General features: G+C 63.7%; 17 protein-coding genes and 1 tRNA gene. 15 read left to right on the top strand and 3 right to left on the bottom strand.

Translation table 11 applies throughout. From position 1 onward, the window contains the following. The first annotated feature begins 92 nt into the window (after nt 1-92). The 10 genes from AU175_RS03390 (at nt 93) to AU175_RS03345 (ending at nt 9,694) form a co-directional block, all read left to right on the top strand. Nucleotides 93-1,445, top strand: a complete 1,353-nt coding sequence (locus tag AU175_RS03390; protein WP_066285848.1) for a cation:dicarboxylate symporter family transporter — start codon at nt 93-95, stop codon at nt 1,443-1,445. A 245-nt stretch (nt 1,446-1,690) separates the two neighbouring features. After that, a complete protein-coding gene (locus AU175_RS03385; RefSeq protein WP_066290472.1) occupies nt 1,691-2,590 on the top strand; it encodes a ParA family protein in 900 nt (299 codons plus the stop codon). Nucleotides 2,591-2,597: 7 nt separating this feature from the next. Then, a complete protein-coding gene (locus AU175_RS03380) occupies nt 2,598-3,410 on the top strand; it encodes a segregation and condensation protein A (RefSeq protein ID WP_066285845.1) in 813 nt (270 codons plus the stop codon). After that, the gene (gene scpB, locus AU175_RS03375) at nt 3,407-4,069 is read left to right on the top strand and encodes an SMC-Scp complex subunit ScpB (protein WP_066285843.1); all 663 of its coding nucleotides are present in this window, start codon (nt 3,407-3,409) and stop codon (nt 4,067-4,069) included. The genes AU175_RS03380 and scpB overlap by 4 nt, the downstream gene beginning before the upstream one ends. 111 nt (nt 4,070-4,180) lie before the next feature. Next, nucleotides 4,181-5,371, top strand: coding sequence for a pseudouridine synthase (locus tag AU175_RS03370; protein ID WP_066285841.1), 1,191 nt, complete (start codon nt 4,181-4,183; stop codon nt 5,369-5,371). 3 nt (nt 5,372-5,374) lie between these two features. Then, entirely contained in the window at nt 5,375-6,484 is a 1,110-nt protein-coding gene (locus AU175_RS03365) for a prephenate dehydrogenase (RefSeq protein WP_066285839.1), read from the top strand. Beyond that, nucleotides 6,484-7,197 (top strand): (d)CMP kinase, encoded by a 714-nt coding sequence (cmk, locus tag AU175_RS03360; RefSeq protein ID WP_066285837.1) that lies wholly within the window; start codon nt 6,484-6,486, stop codon nt 7,195-7,197. Before AU175_RS03365 ends, cmk begins: the two co-directional genes overlap by 1 nt. Before the next feature lie 31 nt (nt 7,198-7,228). After that, nucleotides 7,229-7,909: a lysophospholipid acyltransferase family protein gene (locus AU175_RS03355; RefSeq protein ID WP_066290469.1), complete on the top strand. Its 681-nt coding sequence runs from the start codon at nt 7,229-7,231 to the stop codon at nt 7,907-7,909. Between the two features lie 10 nt (nt 7,910-7,919). Next, on the top strand, nt 7,920-9,470 hold the full coding sequence (gene der, locus AU175_RS03350) for a ribosome biogenesis GTPase Der (RefSeq protein ID WP_066285836.1): 1,551 nt from the start codon (nt 7,920-7,922) through the stop codon (nt 9,468-9,470). A 147-nt stretch (nt 9,471-9,617) separates the two neighbouring features. Further along, a tRNA-Pro gene (locus tag AU175_RS03345) sits at nt 9,618-9,694 on the top strand. A 132-nt stretch (nt 9,695-9,826) separates the two neighbouring features. Here the strand turns inward: AU175_RS03345 and AU175_RS03340 are convergent. Genes AU175_RS03340 through AU175_RS03330 form a run of 3 tightly spaced genes read right to left on the bottom strand, consistent with a single transcriptional unit; the run spans nt 9,827 to nt 11,794 of the window. Beyond that, nucleotides 9,827-10,690 carry an SLC13 family permease gene (locus tag AU175_RS03340; RefSeq protein ID WP_269449488.1) on the bottom strand — a complete coding sequence of 288 codons (864 nt, stop codon included), beginning with the start codon at nt 10,688-10,690 and terminating at the stop codon, nt 9,827-9,829. Further along, nucleotides 10,680-10,925, bottom strand: coding sequence for an SLC13 family permease (locus AU175_RS22540; protein WP_066285832.1), 246 nt, complete (start codon nt 10,923-10,925; stop codon nt 10,680-10,682). The genes AU175_RS03340 and AU175_RS22540 overlap by 11 nt, the downstream gene beginning before the upstream one ends. Continuing rightward, entirely contained in the window at nt 10,925-11,794 is an 870-nt protein-coding gene (locus AU175_RS03330) for an Fpg/Nei family DNA glycosylase (protein WP_066285828.1), read from the bottom strand. Before AU175_RS03330 ends, AU175_RS22540 begins: the two co-directional genes overlap by 1 nt. Before the next feature lie 194 nt (nt 11,795-11,988). Here AU175_RS03330 and gcvH point away from each other — a divergent pair, with 194 nt between their 5' ends. From gcvH to AU175_RS03305, 5 genes are all read left to right on the top strand, one after another. Next, the gene (gene gcvH / locus AU175_RS03325) at nt 11,989-12,375 is read left to right on the top strand and encodes a glycine cleavage system protein GcvH (protein ID WP_066285827.1); all 387 of its coding nucleotides are present in this window, start codon (nt 11,989-11,991) and stop codon (nt 12,373-12,375) included. Nucleotides 12,376-12,516: 141 nt separating this feature from the next. Next, nucleotides 12,517-12,987, top strand: a complete 471-nt coding sequence (locus tag AU175_RS03320; RefSeq protein ID WP_066285826.1) for an FHA domain-containing protein — start codon at nt 12,517-12,519, stop codon at nt 12,985-12,987. Nucleotides 12,988-13,010: 23 nt separating this feature from the next. Continuing rightward, complete coding sequence (gene ftsR / locus AU175_RS03315) at nt 13,011-13,727, top strand: transcriptional regulator FtsR (protein WP_066285825.1); 717 nt, start codon at nt 13,011-13,013, stop codon at nt 13,725-13,727. Continuing rightward, a complete protein-coding gene (locus AU175_RS03310; protein ID WP_066285823.1) occupies nt 13,727-14,230 on the top strand; it encodes a bifunctional nuclease family protein in 504 nt (167 codons plus the stop codon). Before ftsR ends, AU175_RS03310 begins: the two co-directional genes overlap by 1 nt. 237 nt (nt 14,231-14,467) lie before the next feature. Beyond that, nucleotides 14,468-15,064, top strand: coding sequence for a MerR family transcriptional regulator (locus AU175_RS03305; RefSeq protein ID WP_066290467.1), 597 nt, complete (start codon nt 14,468-14,470; stop codon nt 15,062-15,064). Nucleotides 15,065-15,126 lie beyond the last annotated feature (62 nt).

Here is a 15,126-nt window from a genome sequence, read left to right as displayed (position 1 = left end):
TGTCCCCAATGATGGATATCACAACGGACCGACGCGAAGGGCCCAGGGACTGAGCCGGAGCGTCTACCAGATTATCTATAAGGAGACACATCATGGCTTCTCAACGAGGAGAGTCAGCAGCGCCTGCGAAGGCCGCCCGCAAGGGCCTGGACAAATCCCACTACCTCTACATTGCCGTCATTGCCGCCGTGATCCTGGGCGCCCTGGTCGGTCTGCTGTTCCCCGAGGTCGGCAAATCGATGAAGCCGCTCGGCGACGGCTTCATCAAGCTCATCAAGATGATGATCGCACCGATCATCTTCTGCACCATCGTCCTTGGTATTGGCTCCATCGCCAAGGCTGCCACGGTAGGCAAGGTGGGCGGCCTGGCCCTTGGCTACTTTGTTCTTATGTCCACCTTCGCCTTGGGCATCGGCCTCGTGGTTGGCAACCTGATCCACCCGGGTGAGGGTTTGAAGCTGGCGGCCTACGACCCCAATAAGAAGGCAGAAGTGGACAGCACCGTTGCCTTCCTCCTGGGCATCATTCCGGGCGACATTCCCGTTCTGCCCACACTCTTCGCCGCCATCCTTGTGGGCTTCGCCCTCCAGAAGATGGGCGCGCAGGGCGCTCCTGTCCTGAAGGCCATCGGCCACGGCCAGGTGTTGGTGTTCAGGATCCTCATCATGATCATGTGGCTTGCTCCGGTGGGCGCGTTTGGTGCCATCGCTGCTGTCGTCGGCGCCACAGGCGTCGCGGCAATCGTGAGCATGTTCACTCTCATGGCCGCCTTCTACATCACCTGCGCCCTCTTCATCGTGGTGATCCTCGGCGGTCTCCTCCAGATGGTGACCGGCGTGAACATCTTCAAGCTGATGAAGTACCTGGCCCGCGAATACCTCCTGATCTTCTCCACTTCCTCCTCCGAGGCAGCACTGCCGCGCCTGATCGCCAAGATGGAGCACCTGGGTGTGTCCAAGCCGGTTGTGGGCGTCACCGTCCCCACGGGTTACTCCTTCAACCTGGACGGCACGGCCATCTACCTGACCATGGCATCACTCTTCGTTGCCAACGCGATGGGAACCCCGCTGGATCTTGGCGCCCAGGTATCCCTGCTGATCTTCATGATCATCGCCTCGAAGGGTGCAGCCGGTGTCACCGGTGCAGGCCTCGCCACTCTGGCCGCCGGCCTGCAGGCACACAAGCCCGAGCTCCTCGGCGGCGTAGGCATGATCGTCGGGATCGACCGCTTTATGTCCGAAGCCCGAGCTCTGACCAACTTCACCGGCAACGCCGTGGCCACCCTCCTGATCGGAACCTGGGTCAAGGAGATTGATGGCGATCAGGTCACCCGCGTCCTGTCCGGCGAGGAGCCCTTCGACGAGCAGACCATGATCGCAGGCCACCACGAGGTCCACGAGGGCCAGGAGACCCCGGCTCCCCAGCCTGTTCCCGCGAACGCCTGAATCCAATAGTTACGGCGCCCCGGTGCCGGAGACCCGCCCGCACAGGCCCAGCCTGTGCGGGCGGTTTTCTTTGGGTGGGGAGGCTAACCTTCGACTTCAGGTAAAAGGTCAAGGCTCAAACGCCATCAAATGTCAAGTTCCACAGAATGCCGTGTCGGGCGCTGTAGCCTTGGGTGGAAACAAGCATGGGCGCTGGGCAGTCAGCGGCAGAAGAAATCACCGTCATCGAAAGTGTGGATAGATACGTGAGCAGCGAACAGGGTTCAGCAACTCTGGAAGGCACGGAACTCGATCTGGAAGACGCCGTGATGGGTCCCACCGGACGCCCCCACCGCGAGTTCCCTGAGCCTGCCCCTCTGTCCTCCCATGGTCCGGCCCGCGTCATCGCCATGGTTAACCAAAAAGGTGGGGTCGGGAAGACCACCTCGACCATAAACCTGGCAGCCGCTTTGGCCGAGTACGGTCGCAGGGTCCTCCTGGTGGACTTCGATCCGCAAGGCGCCCTGTCGGCAGGTCTTGGCATTAACCCGCACGAACTCGATCTCACGGTGTACAACGTCCTCATGGACCGCAAGGTGGATATCCGCGACGCCATCCATCAGACGGGCGTTGAAAATGTGGACCTGCTGCCAGCTAATATCGATCTGTCCGCAGCAGAAGTGCAGCTGGTCAATGAGGTAGCCCGCGAGCAGGTCCTGGACCGGGCGCTGAAGAAGGTGGAGGACGACTACGACGTCGTCCTCATCGACTGCCAGCCCTCCCTTGGCCTGCTGACAGTCAATGCCCTGACTGCCGCCCACGGCGTGATCATCCCCCTGATCTGCGAGTTCTTTGCCCTCCGCGCCGTGGCCCTCCTGGTGGAGACCATCGACAAAGTCCAGGATCGGCTGAATCCCCGCCTCCAGGTGGACGGCGTCCTGGCCACGATGTACGACGCCCGCACGCTCCACAGCCGCGAAGTCATCACACGCCTGGTGGAGGCCTTCGGCGACAAGGTGTTCGAAACCGTCATCAAGCGCTCCATCAAGTTCGCTGACGCCACGGTGGCGGCCGAACCGATCACCAGTTACGCCGGTAACCATATCGGCGCGGATGCATACCGCCGCCTGGCCAAAGAGCTGATTTCGCGCGGCGGCGCACCCTAGCCAAGACGTGGCTGAGTCCAAGCCCGGCTTCGAGGTGCGGCTGGCCAACTTCACCGGTCCGTTCGACCTCCTGCTGGGCCTTATCGCCAAGCACCAGCTGGACATCACCGAGGTGGCCATCGCCACTGTCACAGATGAGTTCATCAAATACATCAGGAAGCTGCAGAAGCTGGGGGAGGACTGGGCGCTGGATGAGGCCAGCGAATTCCTGGTTATTGCGGCCACGCTGCTGGACCTTAAAGCTGCCCGCCTCCTGCCCGCCGGTGAAGTCGAGGACGACGAAGACATCGCGCTCCTCGAAGCCCGCGACCTCCTCTTTGCCCGCCTCCTGCAGTACAAGGCGTTCAAGCAGGTCGCAGGCCTGATTGGCGAGACCCTGGAACAGGAGTCCCGGCGCTTTCCGCGCCAGGTCGCCCTGGAAGAACACTTCGCCGCCATGCTGCCCGAGCTGGTCTGGAAACACACGCCCGGGCAGTTCGCCAAGCTGGCGGAAGCAGCGCTGGAACCCAAGGCGCCCAAGCCGACGGAAGTCGGCCTGGGACACCTGCACGGCAGCGCCGTCAGCGTGAAGGAGCAGGCAGAAATCCTGGGCCTGCGCCTCCAGCTGGGGAATCCGCTGTCCTTCCGCGCGCTGATCGCCGACGCCGAGTCCACCCTTGTGGTGGTAGCAAGATTCCTGGCGCTGCTGGAAATGTTCCGTGACAAGGTTGTGGCCTTCGACCAGCTCAGCCCCCTGGGTGACCTGACGGTGCACTGGACAGCGGACGGGCAGGACTGGTCCACCGAGAACCTGAGTGAAGAATATGAGGAGCAGCCGTGACCGACAATGATTCTGCGGCCGCCGCGGACGAAAACCTGGACGTCAGCAACCTCCCGGGCGGAGCGAAGGCCGCGGTAGAAGCAGTGCTGATGGTGCTGGACCAGCCTGCCACCGCCACGGAGCTCGCCGCGGGCCTTAACCTGACTGTCGCCGTCGTCGAACGATTGCTGGCGGAACTGCAGCGTGAGTATAACGGCTATACTGTTAAAGCCCCGGACATGGACGTTGCCAGCGATGCTGGCTTCAGCGCCAGCCCCCGGGGTTTTGAATTGCGGAATATCGCCGGTGGTTGGCGGATCTACTCGCGCACAGACTTTGCCGACATCGTCGGCCGGTTTGTGCTGGAGGGCCAGACTGCCAGGCTCACGCAGGCGGCGCTGGAAACTTTGGCCGTCATCGCGTACCGGCAGCCTGTCTCCAGGGCCAGGGTGTCTGCAATTCGGGGAGTCAACGTTGATTCGGTCGTGCGGACACTCACGCAGCGCGGGCTGGTTGAAGACGCCGGGACTGATCCGGAGTCAGGCGCCGTCCTGTACCGGACCACATCGTATTTCCTGGAGCGGATGGGGATCGGCTCCGTGGCTGAGTTGCCTCAGCTTTCCCCCCATCTTCCGGGGCTGGAAGGCATCGAGGAGTTCTACGACGCCGGAAGAATGTAGGCGGGGCATCCTGCCTGCGCACAAGAGTTTTCATTAGGGCAGATTTATTCTGCACGGCTGGCTAGGGTTGTTCTTGGACACCTTGCCGGTCAACATATCGAAGGACGGGTCATGACACAGGCGGGACGCCAGGGTTCACCACGTAACGGTTCAGGACGTAACAGTTCAGGACGCAATCCATCACAGGGCGCACCGGGCGGCTTCCGCGGCGCGGCCGGAAAGCGCAATGCCGGGTTCGGCGGCGGCGACCGCCCCCACAAGGCGCCCAAGCCCCGCGAGGAGCGCTTTGTCGACCCCGACGAGGCACCCGCAGGCCAGCCGGCACGCGGCGCCTCTGACTGGAAGCCGGCAGCCGCCCCCTCATCGCGGAAGCCTGCCGCCCGCAAGCCCGGCGCCAAGAAGGCTCCCGGCACTCCCGGCGCGCTCAAGCCCAAGCCACGCACCGGCAAGCCGGGTGCGGCGGCCTCACGCGCCTTTGGCAGCGAACGATTCGGACAGAACCTTGGTCCCGTGCGTAAGCCGTCACGCAAGCGTGGTCCCCGCGGCGACGTCCCGCAGTCTGAACTGCACGACGCCGATGGCATCCGCCTGCAGAAGGTCATGGCCCAGGCCGGCGTGGCTTCGCGACGTGTCTGCGAAGAGATGATCGCTGAGGGCCGCGTCGAGGTCGATGGCCAGGTTGTTACCGAGTTGGGTGTCCGGGTGGACCCCAAAACCGCTGTCATCCACGTGGACGGCCTCCGCATCCAGTTGGACGAAAACCTCGTCTACATGGTCTTCAACAAGCCCAAGGGCGTCGTGTCCACCATGGAGGACCCCGATGGCCGCCCCTGCATCAGCGACTTCGTCCGCAACAACCACGGCGAACGACTGTTCCACGTCGGCCGTCTGGACGTCGCCACTGAGGGGCTGCTGCTCCTCACGAATGACGGCGAGCTGGCCAACCGCCTGACGCACCCGTCCTACGAGGTCCCCAAGACCTACCTGGTGCAGGTCCGCGGGCCGTTCCCGCAGGGAATCGGCGCACAGCTCAAGGAAGGCGTGGAACTCGAGGACGGGTTCGCCTCTGTTGATTCCTTCAAGTTGGTGGATTCCACTCCCGGCCACGTGCTGATTGAAGTTGTCCTCCACTCGGGCAAAAACCGCATTGTCCGGCGTCTGTTCGATGCCGTGGGTTTCCCCGTCCTGCGCCTGGTGCGCGTCAAGGTCGGACCCATCGGCCTGGGCGACCAGCGACAGGGCAGCATCCGGAACCTGGGCAAGCAGGAAGTCGGTCACCTGCTGGCATCAGTAGGGCTCTGACGCATGTCCGCATTTCGTACCTACGGCCGCGGACACCTGAACGGACCGGTCGTGGTAATCGGCACGGGACTGCTCGGCGCCAGCATCGGGCTGGGCCTGCGGGGCCGCGCCGTGCCCGTTTACCTTTCTGATCCCTCGCCCACCAACCAGGCTGTCGCCGTCGACATCGGTGCCGGCCTGCCGCTGGCGGAACTGCAGGGCGAGACGCCGGAACTGGTGGTCGTGGCGGCGCCGCCGGATGTGACAGCAGACGTTGTGGCGGGTGCGCTGGCGGAGTACCCGGAATCGGTGGTGCTCGACATTGCCAGCGTCAAAGCCGACATCCTGGCCAGCCTGCGCGCCCGGGGCGCGGATCTTTCCCGTTATGTTGGCAGCCACCCCATGGCCGGACGGGAGAAGTCCGGGCCTGTTGCGGCCCGCGGCGAACTGTTTACCTCCATGCCGTGGGTGGTTTGCCCCTCGGAAGAGTCTTCAGCCGAAGCCACCCGCGTGGCGCGCGCCCTGGCCTCGGACCTGGGGGCAATTGTCTCCCAGTTCACGGCCGATGAACATGATGAGGCGGTGGCCCTGGTGTCGCACCTGCCGCAGGTCATGTCCTCGTTGCTGGCCAGCCGCCTGCAGGGAACGCCGCTGCACGCACTTTCACTTGCAGGCAACGGCCTGCGGGACGTCACGCGGATCGCTGCGAGCGACCCCACCCTGTGGGTGCAGATCCTGGGTGGCAACGCCCGGAAAGTGGTGGAGATCCTTTACGGTGTCCGCGAGGACCTGAACCGCCTCATCGGCACCCTCGAGGCACCAAGTGCCCCCGGTGCCCGGTTGGACCTCGCCCAACTGATCAGCGAGGGCAACGCCGGCCAGGCGCGCATTCCCGGCAAACATGGCGGCCCGCCGCAGGCATACTCCTGGCTCACGGTCCTGGTGGACGACAAGCCAGGACAGATCGCCCTGCTCCTGACCGAGATCGGGGAGATCGGCGTCAACGTCGAGGATCTCCGGCTGGATCACTCGTCGGGCCAGAACGTTGGCATGGTGGAACTCTCGGTGCTGCCCAACAAACATGACCACCTGATCGAAGCACTCAACGACCGCGGATGGCGGGTACTGCAGTAATGACACAGGAACTCCTCGACACCTTGCCCGCCCTGCGCGTGGGGCGGCCACTGGTGGTGGCCATCGACGGCCCGTCAGGCTCAGGCAAGTCCAGCGTGAGCAAGGAAGTTGCGCGCAGGCTGCGGCTCGCCTATTTGGACACCGGGGCCATGTACCGGGCGCTGACCTGGTTCTGCGTGAACACCGGAATCAACCTCAACGACGCCGCGACGGTGGAACAGGCGGCAAGAGACCTGGTGCTGGAACTGAGCACCAGCCCGCACGAGGAATTTGTGCGGGTGGACGGTGTCGACGTTGCCGAGGCCATCCGCGAACCGGCGATTTCCTCGGCCGTGAGCGCTGTGGCCACCACCTTGGGCGCCCGGACCGAGCTGATCCGCCGCCAGCGTGAGCTGATTGAAAAGCACCACCGCCGGATGGTGGTGGAGGGCAGGGACATCACCACCGTCGTCGCTCCCGGGGCAGAAGTCCGGATGCTGCTGACCGCCAGCGAGGAAGCCAGGCTTCGGCGCCGTGGTGCCCAGCTGGGCGGAACGCAGAATGCCGATCAGCTCGCTGCGCAGGTAATCCACCGCGATGCCAAAGATTCAACCGTGGTGAATTTCACCCAGGCTGCCGATGGCGTCGTCACGCTGGATTCCTCGGAACTGGACTTCGAGGAAACCGTGGATGCCGCCCTCGTGATTGTCACCAAGGTCCTCAACCGTGACTGACGGCGGCATGAAGCTTCCCCCCGCCTGGACCATGGCATGGAGCCGGCCGGTGGGCTGGACCCTGGACCACATGGTGTACCGCACATCGGTGGCCGGCCGGGACAATGTCCCCACCGGGGGACCGGTGATCTTTGCCGGCAACCACATCAGTTTCCTTGATGGGCCGGTCATGTTCGGTGCCTCGCCGCGGCCCATGCACATCCTGGTCAAGAAGGAGATGTTCAGGGGCTTCCTCGGCCGTGTCCTCCGGGCATCCGGCCAGCTGCCCGTCGACCGCTCCGGCGACCGTGCAGCGCTGCTGCTCAGCAAGGAAGTGCTCGACGCCGGCCGTTGCGTCGGGATTCTGCCGGAAGGCACCCGGGGGAGCGGGCAGGCGACGGACATCAACAATGGCGTGGCCTGGCTGGCGCTGAACTCGGGGGCCCCTGTGGTACCGGTCGCCATTTTGGGCACCCGGACCGGCGACGAACACCTCGATACCGTTCCCAAGCCAGGACGGCGGTTCCATGTCAGCTTTGGCAACGCGCTGACGCTCAGCCGCAATCCCGGAGAAACCGGCCGTGCTTCAATGGACAGGGCTGGTATGGAAATCCGCGCTGCGCTGGCAGGGCACGTCCAGGATTCAATCAAAGACAGTGGGCAGCCTTTGCCCCGCGCGGATTTCCGCACGAACTACACAGCAGTAGCCGGGACGCCGGCAGATGACCACTAAGGAAAGTGCAATGAGCGATACGACTCAAACCTCCGGCCCCTTCGGCGCCGGCGAAGACGAATACACGCCCACCGGCACGGACCAGGTGGCCGAGCGGCTGGCTGCCCTGGACGACGACGAAGCGGAGATGCGCGCGGCGTCCCTTCGTGCGGGCCTGGAAGACTACGAACTTGATGAGGACGACGCCGCCCTGCTCAGCGGCGGGTACCATGACGAGGACTTCGAAGGTCCGGTCAAGCTGGACCCCGTCCTGGCCATCATCGGGCGCCCCAATGTGGGCAAGTCCACCCTGGTCAACAGAATCCTGGGCCGCCGCGAAGCCGTAGTGGAAGACACTCCGGGCGTTACGCGGGACCGCGTGATGTATTCGGCCCACTGGAACGGGCGCAACTTCACGCTGGTGGACACGGGCGGCTGGGAGCACGATGCCCGCGGCATCCACGCCCGCGTGGCCGAGCAGGCCGAGATGGCTGTAGAGCTGGCCGACGCGGTGCTGTTCGTTGTTGACTCGGCCGTGGGTGCCACTGCCACGGATGAGGGCGTCATGAAGATGCTCCGCCGCAGTAAGAAGCCTGTCATCATGGTGGCCAACAAGGTGGATGACTTCGCCCAGGAGGCTGACTCTGCCACCCTGTGGGGCCTCGGCTTTGGCGAGCCCTACCCGGTCTCCGCCCTGCACGGACGTGGCGTCGCCGACCTCCTGGACCACGTGATGGACACGCTCCCTGAGTTCTCCACCATCGAAGGACTGGAGCGCTCGGGCGGCCCGCGACGCATCGCCCTGATCGGACGCCCCAACGTGGGCAAGTCCTCCCTGCTGAACAAGCTGGCAGGCTCGGAGCGCGTGGTGGTGGACAACACTGCCGGTACCACGCGTGACCCGGTCGATGAATTCATCGAACTCGGCGGCCGTACCTGGCGGTTTGTTGACACGGCCGGCATCCGGCGCCGCCAGCACATGGCACAAGGCGCCGACTACTATGCCTCGCTGCGGACTCAGGCCGCCCTGGAGAAGGCGGAAGTCGCCGTCGTCCTGCTCGCCGTGGATGAAGTCCTCAGCGAACAGGATGTCCGAATCCTGCAGTTGGCCATCGAATCCGGACGCGCACTGGTCCTCGCGTTCAACAAGTGGGACCTGCTGGACGACGAACGCCGCACCTACCTGGAGCGGGAAATCGAACAGGACCTGGCCCACGTGGCATGGGCGCCCCGGGTCAACATTTCGGCGCTGACGGGCTGGCACAAGGATCGCCTGGTCCCTGCCCTGGACCTTGCCCTGGAAAGCTGGGACAAGCGGATCCCCACCGGACGCCTGAATGCCTTCCTCGGTGAACTTGTGGCGGCCCACCCGCACCCGGTCCGTGGCGGAAAGCAGCCCCGCATCCTGTTCGGCACCCAGGCCTCCAGCCGCCCGCCGAAGTTCGTGCTCTTCACCACCGGGTTCCTGGACCCCGGCTACCGCCGCTTCATCACGCGCAGGCTCCGTGAGACGTTCGGCTTCGAGGGCACGCCCATCGAAGTCAACATGCGTGTCCGCGAAAAGCGCGGCAAGAAGCGTTAATTACGACACACCGGCGGCGTGCAGGTGGCAAAGTGTCACCGGCACCCTCCGGGATCGTGTAAGCTTTTCAAGGTGGTTCGGCCGGACTGCTGAGTTGAAATCCTGGGTAACACCGGGAGTAAACGCAGCGGAGAACGGCGGAACCAACGGGCTGTAGCGCAGCTTGGTAGCGCACTTGACTGGGGGTCAAGGGGTCGCAGGTTCAAATCCTGTCAGCCCGACCAAAGAAACCCTGAGGCCGCTTTCGGAGAAATCCGGAGGCGGCCTCTGGTGTTTAAGTGATTATGCGCCGTTGATCCTGATGGCTGGATCACTGCCTGCGATCAACCTGACGCATTGCCCGCCGAACAGCCGGATCAAAGCACCAGTCCCAGCGCGAACGGGCCGATCAATACCGTGAAAATCGTGATCAGGAGGACGCCGACGACGTTGAGCACCATGCCTCCGCGAATCATCTCGCTGATTCTGACGTTCCCGGTGGCGAAGGCGATGGCGTTCGGAGGCGTGCCCACGGGCAGCATAAAAGCACAGGTGGCCGCCAATGCCGCCGGGATAAGCAGCGTCATGGGGTCCACTCCGATCCCGATGGCCACACCGCCCAGAATGGGGATAAAGGTTGCCGCCGTTGCGGTGTTGCTGGTGATCTCGGTGAGGAACAGGACGATGAGGACAACCGTCGCCAGCAGCATGATGATCGGCAGCGCTCCGAGGCCGCTGACCCGCTCACCGAACCAGGCGTCCAAGCCGGTGCCCGCCACTGCTGCAGCCAGTGAGAGGCCGCCGCCGAACAGCAGGAGGACACCCCAAGGCAATCCTTCCTCAGCGTCCTTCCAGCTGAGGGTCATATGCCCCTTTTTGTCGCCGGGGATGATGAAGAGCAGCGCGCCGGCCCCGATGGCGATCACGGTGTCGTCGAAGAGGCCCAGCCAAGGCAGCTGCTCACCGAGGTCGCCGATATTGGACAGCAGGCCGGGCACGATCCAAAAGAACGCGGCGGCCGCGAAGACACCGCGCACTATCTTTTCACCTTGGCTCATCGGGCCGAGGGCGGCAATTTCGTCGTTGATCAACTGCTCACCACCGGGCACCTCGTCCAGGTTAAAGCGGACGATGAGCCGTGTAAGGAGCAGCCAGGCGAGCCCGAGGAAGACGACGACGATAGGGACTCCCAGCATCATCCACTGGGCGAATCCGACAGTCCTTCCGAGTTCATCGCTGATGTAGCCAGCGACGATGGCGTTGGGAGGGCTGCCCAGCAGGGTTCCCAGCCCGCATCATCAGCCCGAGGATGATGCGGCGCGCGTGTGTACCGACCCGCCGCAAGGTCAACAGCGCGATCCTTCGATGCAGGTTCCATTTCTGCATGGCGATCGCAATCAGGAAGCCACCGAGGAACAGGACAACGATCGGATTCGCGTACGGAGCCGTGGTCTCGGCGATTGTACGTTCCGTCACTACTTCAGGAACTTCGACGTCCGCCGGTCCGCCAGGATTTTCCCATTTGTCTGGCAGGTGGGGCAGTACTGGAGCGACGTGTCCGCGAACGATACTTCGCGTACCGTGTCGGCGCACACGGGACAGGATTCACCGGTGCGGGCGTGGACCCGCATGTGGCTGCGCTTGACGTCCTTCAGTTCGCTGGGCGGTTTGCCGCGGGCTTCGGCCAGAGCCGTGCCCAGGACACTGTGAATGGCATCATAGAGAACCTGGACCTGCGCCCGGTCCAGGTTCTTGGCGATCGCGAACGGCGAAATTTTTGCGGCGTGCAGGATCTCATCGCTGTACGCGTTTCCGATCCCGGCGATCACACTCTGGCTTCGCAGGAGCCCCTTGACCTGCTGGGAACTGGCGCCAAGGATCCCCGCCAGCGTGTCGGCGTCGAATTCCTGGCTGAATGGATCCGGGCCGAGCGCGGCGACCCCAGGAACGTCCTGGGGCCTGCGCACCACATAGACTGCCAGGCTCTTTTTGGTGCCGGCTTCTGTGAGATCCATCCCGTGCCCGCCCGCTTCGCCAGAAAAGGACAGCCGGACAGCTATGTGTCCCTTGCCTTTCCTGAGCTCAGAGTTACTGGGGGAGTCGGTAAAGCGGACCCAGCCTGCCCGGGCGAGGTGGAAGACCAACGACAGGCCGCCGGTGTCAATGCATACGAATTTACCGAAGCGCCGGACGCCGGTGACCGCCCGCCCGTAAAGATCGGTGTACGCGGGATCCGCCGTTTTTAGCACGGCGAAGGACACAACCTGGACCTGTTCAAGGACCGTGCCCCGCAAGTGTCCATCCAGGAATTCAGCCAGGCCGGCAACCTCGGGAAGCTCCGGCATGGCTCACCCGAACTTCACGGCGATGCCGGCAGCGGCATCCATGGACGCGGCCGTTTCCTGTGCATGTTCTGCCATGGCTCCCATCATGTCAGAATCCACCCCGAACACCCCCTGGAGTTGTGCCTATACTTTCAGCGGCGGCTTGTTTTGCAGGCCCCGTTGACATTGGTGTTTGACCCGATGAAAGGCCCCTGATGAGCAACATTCCCGAAGACCTGTCCTACACCGCTGAGCACGAGTGGGTGTCCGAGCCCAACGCTGACGGCGTTGTCCGCGTGGGCATCACGGACTTCGCCCAGGACGCCCTCGGAGACGTTGTCTACGCCCAGATGCCGGAGGTGGGTACAAAAATTACAGCGAACGAGGTAGTGGGTGAAGTCGAGTCCACCAAGAGCGTCAGCGACATCTACGCTCCCGTCAGCGGTGAAGTGGTGGCACGCAATGACTCCCTGGACACAGATTCCGCCCTCATCAACTCAGATCCCTACGGCGATGGCTGGCTGATCGAAGTTAAACTTGCCGAAGCTGACGCCGTGGAATCGTTGCTCAGTGCATCGGAGTACGAACAGCAGGTAGGCTAAAGCTACCGGTTCATCCGGTCCGGCCACATAGCGTCTTCGCACGTCAATGGCCGGATCCGGCGTCCGGACCGGGCCTGCGAAGCAGGCTCGGAGGGGACATGTTGATTGCAGGTGACGCTGCGGCGTCAAGAGGAGGAAGCCATGGTTGGCCACAAGCAGAACCCTGCCGATGGGGATTACGGTACAGGCAAGGCTTCGGAGACCACCTCGATCCATCTGACGCCGGTCACCGATGAACCCACTATCACGCCCAAGCTCTCCATGGATGAGCGCGGTTCGGTGGAGGCGCTGCCCGCCGGGTCGGCGCTGCTGATTGCCCACAGTGGACCCAACGCCGGTGCCCGTTTCCTTCTGGACTCGGACGTCACCACCGCCGGCCGCCACCCCGACGCCGACATCTTCCTGGACGACGTGACTGTTTCCCGCCGCCATGTTGAGTTTCGGCGTACCCCGCGCAGCTTCGAAGTGGTAGACAAGGGCAGCCTTAATGGCACGTATGTCAACCACGACCGCGTGGACAGCGTAGAGCTGAAGTCCGGAAGCGAAGTCCAGATCGGCAAATTCCGCCTCACCTTCTACCTGAGCCCTGCCCGCGCTGCAGGCCGCGTCTGATCCCGGGTCAGTTGCCTGTGGCAATGGCACAACCGGAACGCCGGGGACCTCAGGTCCTGAACATCGGGGAAGTCCTCGCCCAGCTCAGCGGTGACTTTCCCGGAATGACTGCGTCGAAAATCAGGTTCCTTGAAGAGAAGGGACTCATCAACCCCCGCCGGACCCCGGCGGGGTACCGGCAGTACTCGGACGGGGACGTCGAACGCCTCCGGTTCGTCCTGGCACTCCAGCGGGACCAGTACCTGCCCCTCAAGGTCATCAAGGACTACCTCGATGCGATCGACAGGGGGGAGCGGCCTGAGAACCTTCCGCCCGGCGTCGTGGTGTCACCGCGAATCGTCTCTGACGAGTTGGCGGCCGAGCTGCAGAACCGCGGCCGCAAGCTCAGCGAGGAGCAGCTCCGGACCGAGTCCGGGGCCAGCGTTCCGCTGCTGCAGTCGCTGCTCAGCTTTGGGCTGATCAGCCACAGCAACGGCAAGTTTGACGAACATGCGCTGCAGGTTGCCCGGGCCTGTGTCCAGCTGGAAAGCCACGGACTGGAGCCCCGGCACCTTCGGCCCTTCCAGGCCGCGGCCGAACGTGAATTCGGACTCGTGGAGCGTGCAGTGGCGCCGCTCGCATCACGTAAGGACTCTGCGTCGCAGGCGCGTGCGGCCGAAGCGGCGCGCGAGATCAGTGACCTTTGCCTCACCCTGCACCGGGCCCTGGTGCAGGACCACATCTCACGCATGGACATCTGATGATCGAAGTCGAGATCGTAGGGGTTCGGATCGAACTTCCTTCCAACCAGCCGCTGGTGCTGCTTCGCGAGATCCATGGCGAACGCCACGTGCCGATCTGGATCGGCACACCGGAGGCCAGTGCTATCGCCCTGGCCCAGCAGGGTGTGGTCCCGCCGCGGCCCATGACCCACGACCTCCTTGTGGACGTGGTCGAATCCCTCGGCCATTCGGTGGTCAGCGTCAACATCGTGGCCGTCGAGGACAACATTTTTTATGGCCAGCTCCAGTTCGAGAACGGAACCACTGTCAGCTCACGCGCCTCGGATGCGCTGGCTATCGCGTTGCGCGCCAAATGCAGGATCTGGTGCGCCGATTCAGTAATGGATGAGGCGGGTGTCCGTATCACTGAACACGACGAAGGCGAGGACACGGAACCCGGTCCCACCGTCGACGAAGAACGTGAGCTGCGCCGGTTCCGGGAGTTCCTGGACGACGTTGAGCCGGAAGATTTCGACGGCTGACATCACGTTAAGGTTAAAGTTGAGGCTGAAAGTTCCGACACGCCCGGGCAAAGAGCCTAACGTCTTTGACCTTCGGACCTGGCAGGCCTAACGTCGAAGGTATCAAGTTCCCATTGCTTACAGCAGCCGCGCAAGTCACACTGTAAGGTGCGACCCCAAGAAATTACATGCATGGACTTCGTGCCCGCACAGGCTGCTGCAGTTTTTCCCCGGGAGCTTATGACAAGGAGGATCCAGGTGAGTCCTAAAGGCGAAGCAGGCGAGCTGAAACAGCCCTCGACGGCTGGTGTTGCTGTGCCGGCGAGCGGTGCCCAGGGCCTCCTGTTTACCGAAGATCTTCCAGTCCTCGACGAGGACGCGGGATATCGCGGACCCACGGCCTGCAAGGCGGCGGGCATCACCTACCGACAGCTCGATTACTGGGCCCGTACCGGCCTGGTGGAACCAGCCGTCCGCGGCGCTGCCGGATCGGGTTCGCAGCGGCTGTACGGTTTCCGGGACATCCTGGTCCTCAAAGTGGTCAAGCGGCTCCTCGACACCGGTGTTTCCCTCCAGCAGATCCGGACCGCCGTCGAGCACCTGCGCGAGCGCGGCGTGGAGGACCTCGCCCAGATCACCCTCATGAGCGATGGCGCCAGTGTCTACGAGTGCACGTCCGCCGACGAGGTCATCGACCTTGTCCAGGGCGGCCAGGGAGTGTTTGGTATCGCGGTGGGCCGTGTATGGCGGGAGGTTGAAGGCAGCCTGGCGTCCCTCCCGAGCGAGCATGCGGCCGAACAGTCCTTTCCGGACGACGAACTCAGCAAACGCCGGGCTGCCCGAAAGACCGGGTAAGTCCTAGCAGATCAAAGGCCACCTTCCCGCGGGAAGGTGGCCTTTTCGATGCCGTTCACGTG

It is taken from the genome of Arthrobacter sp. B6 (assembly GCF_001663775.1).
Classification (GTDB): domain Bacteria; phylum Actinomycetota; class Actinomycetes; order Actinomycetales; family Micrococcaceae; genus Arthrobacter.
The sequence above is the reverse complement of the archived record's forward strand: the minus strand, read 5'-3'. Positions and strand labels throughout refer to the sequence as shown.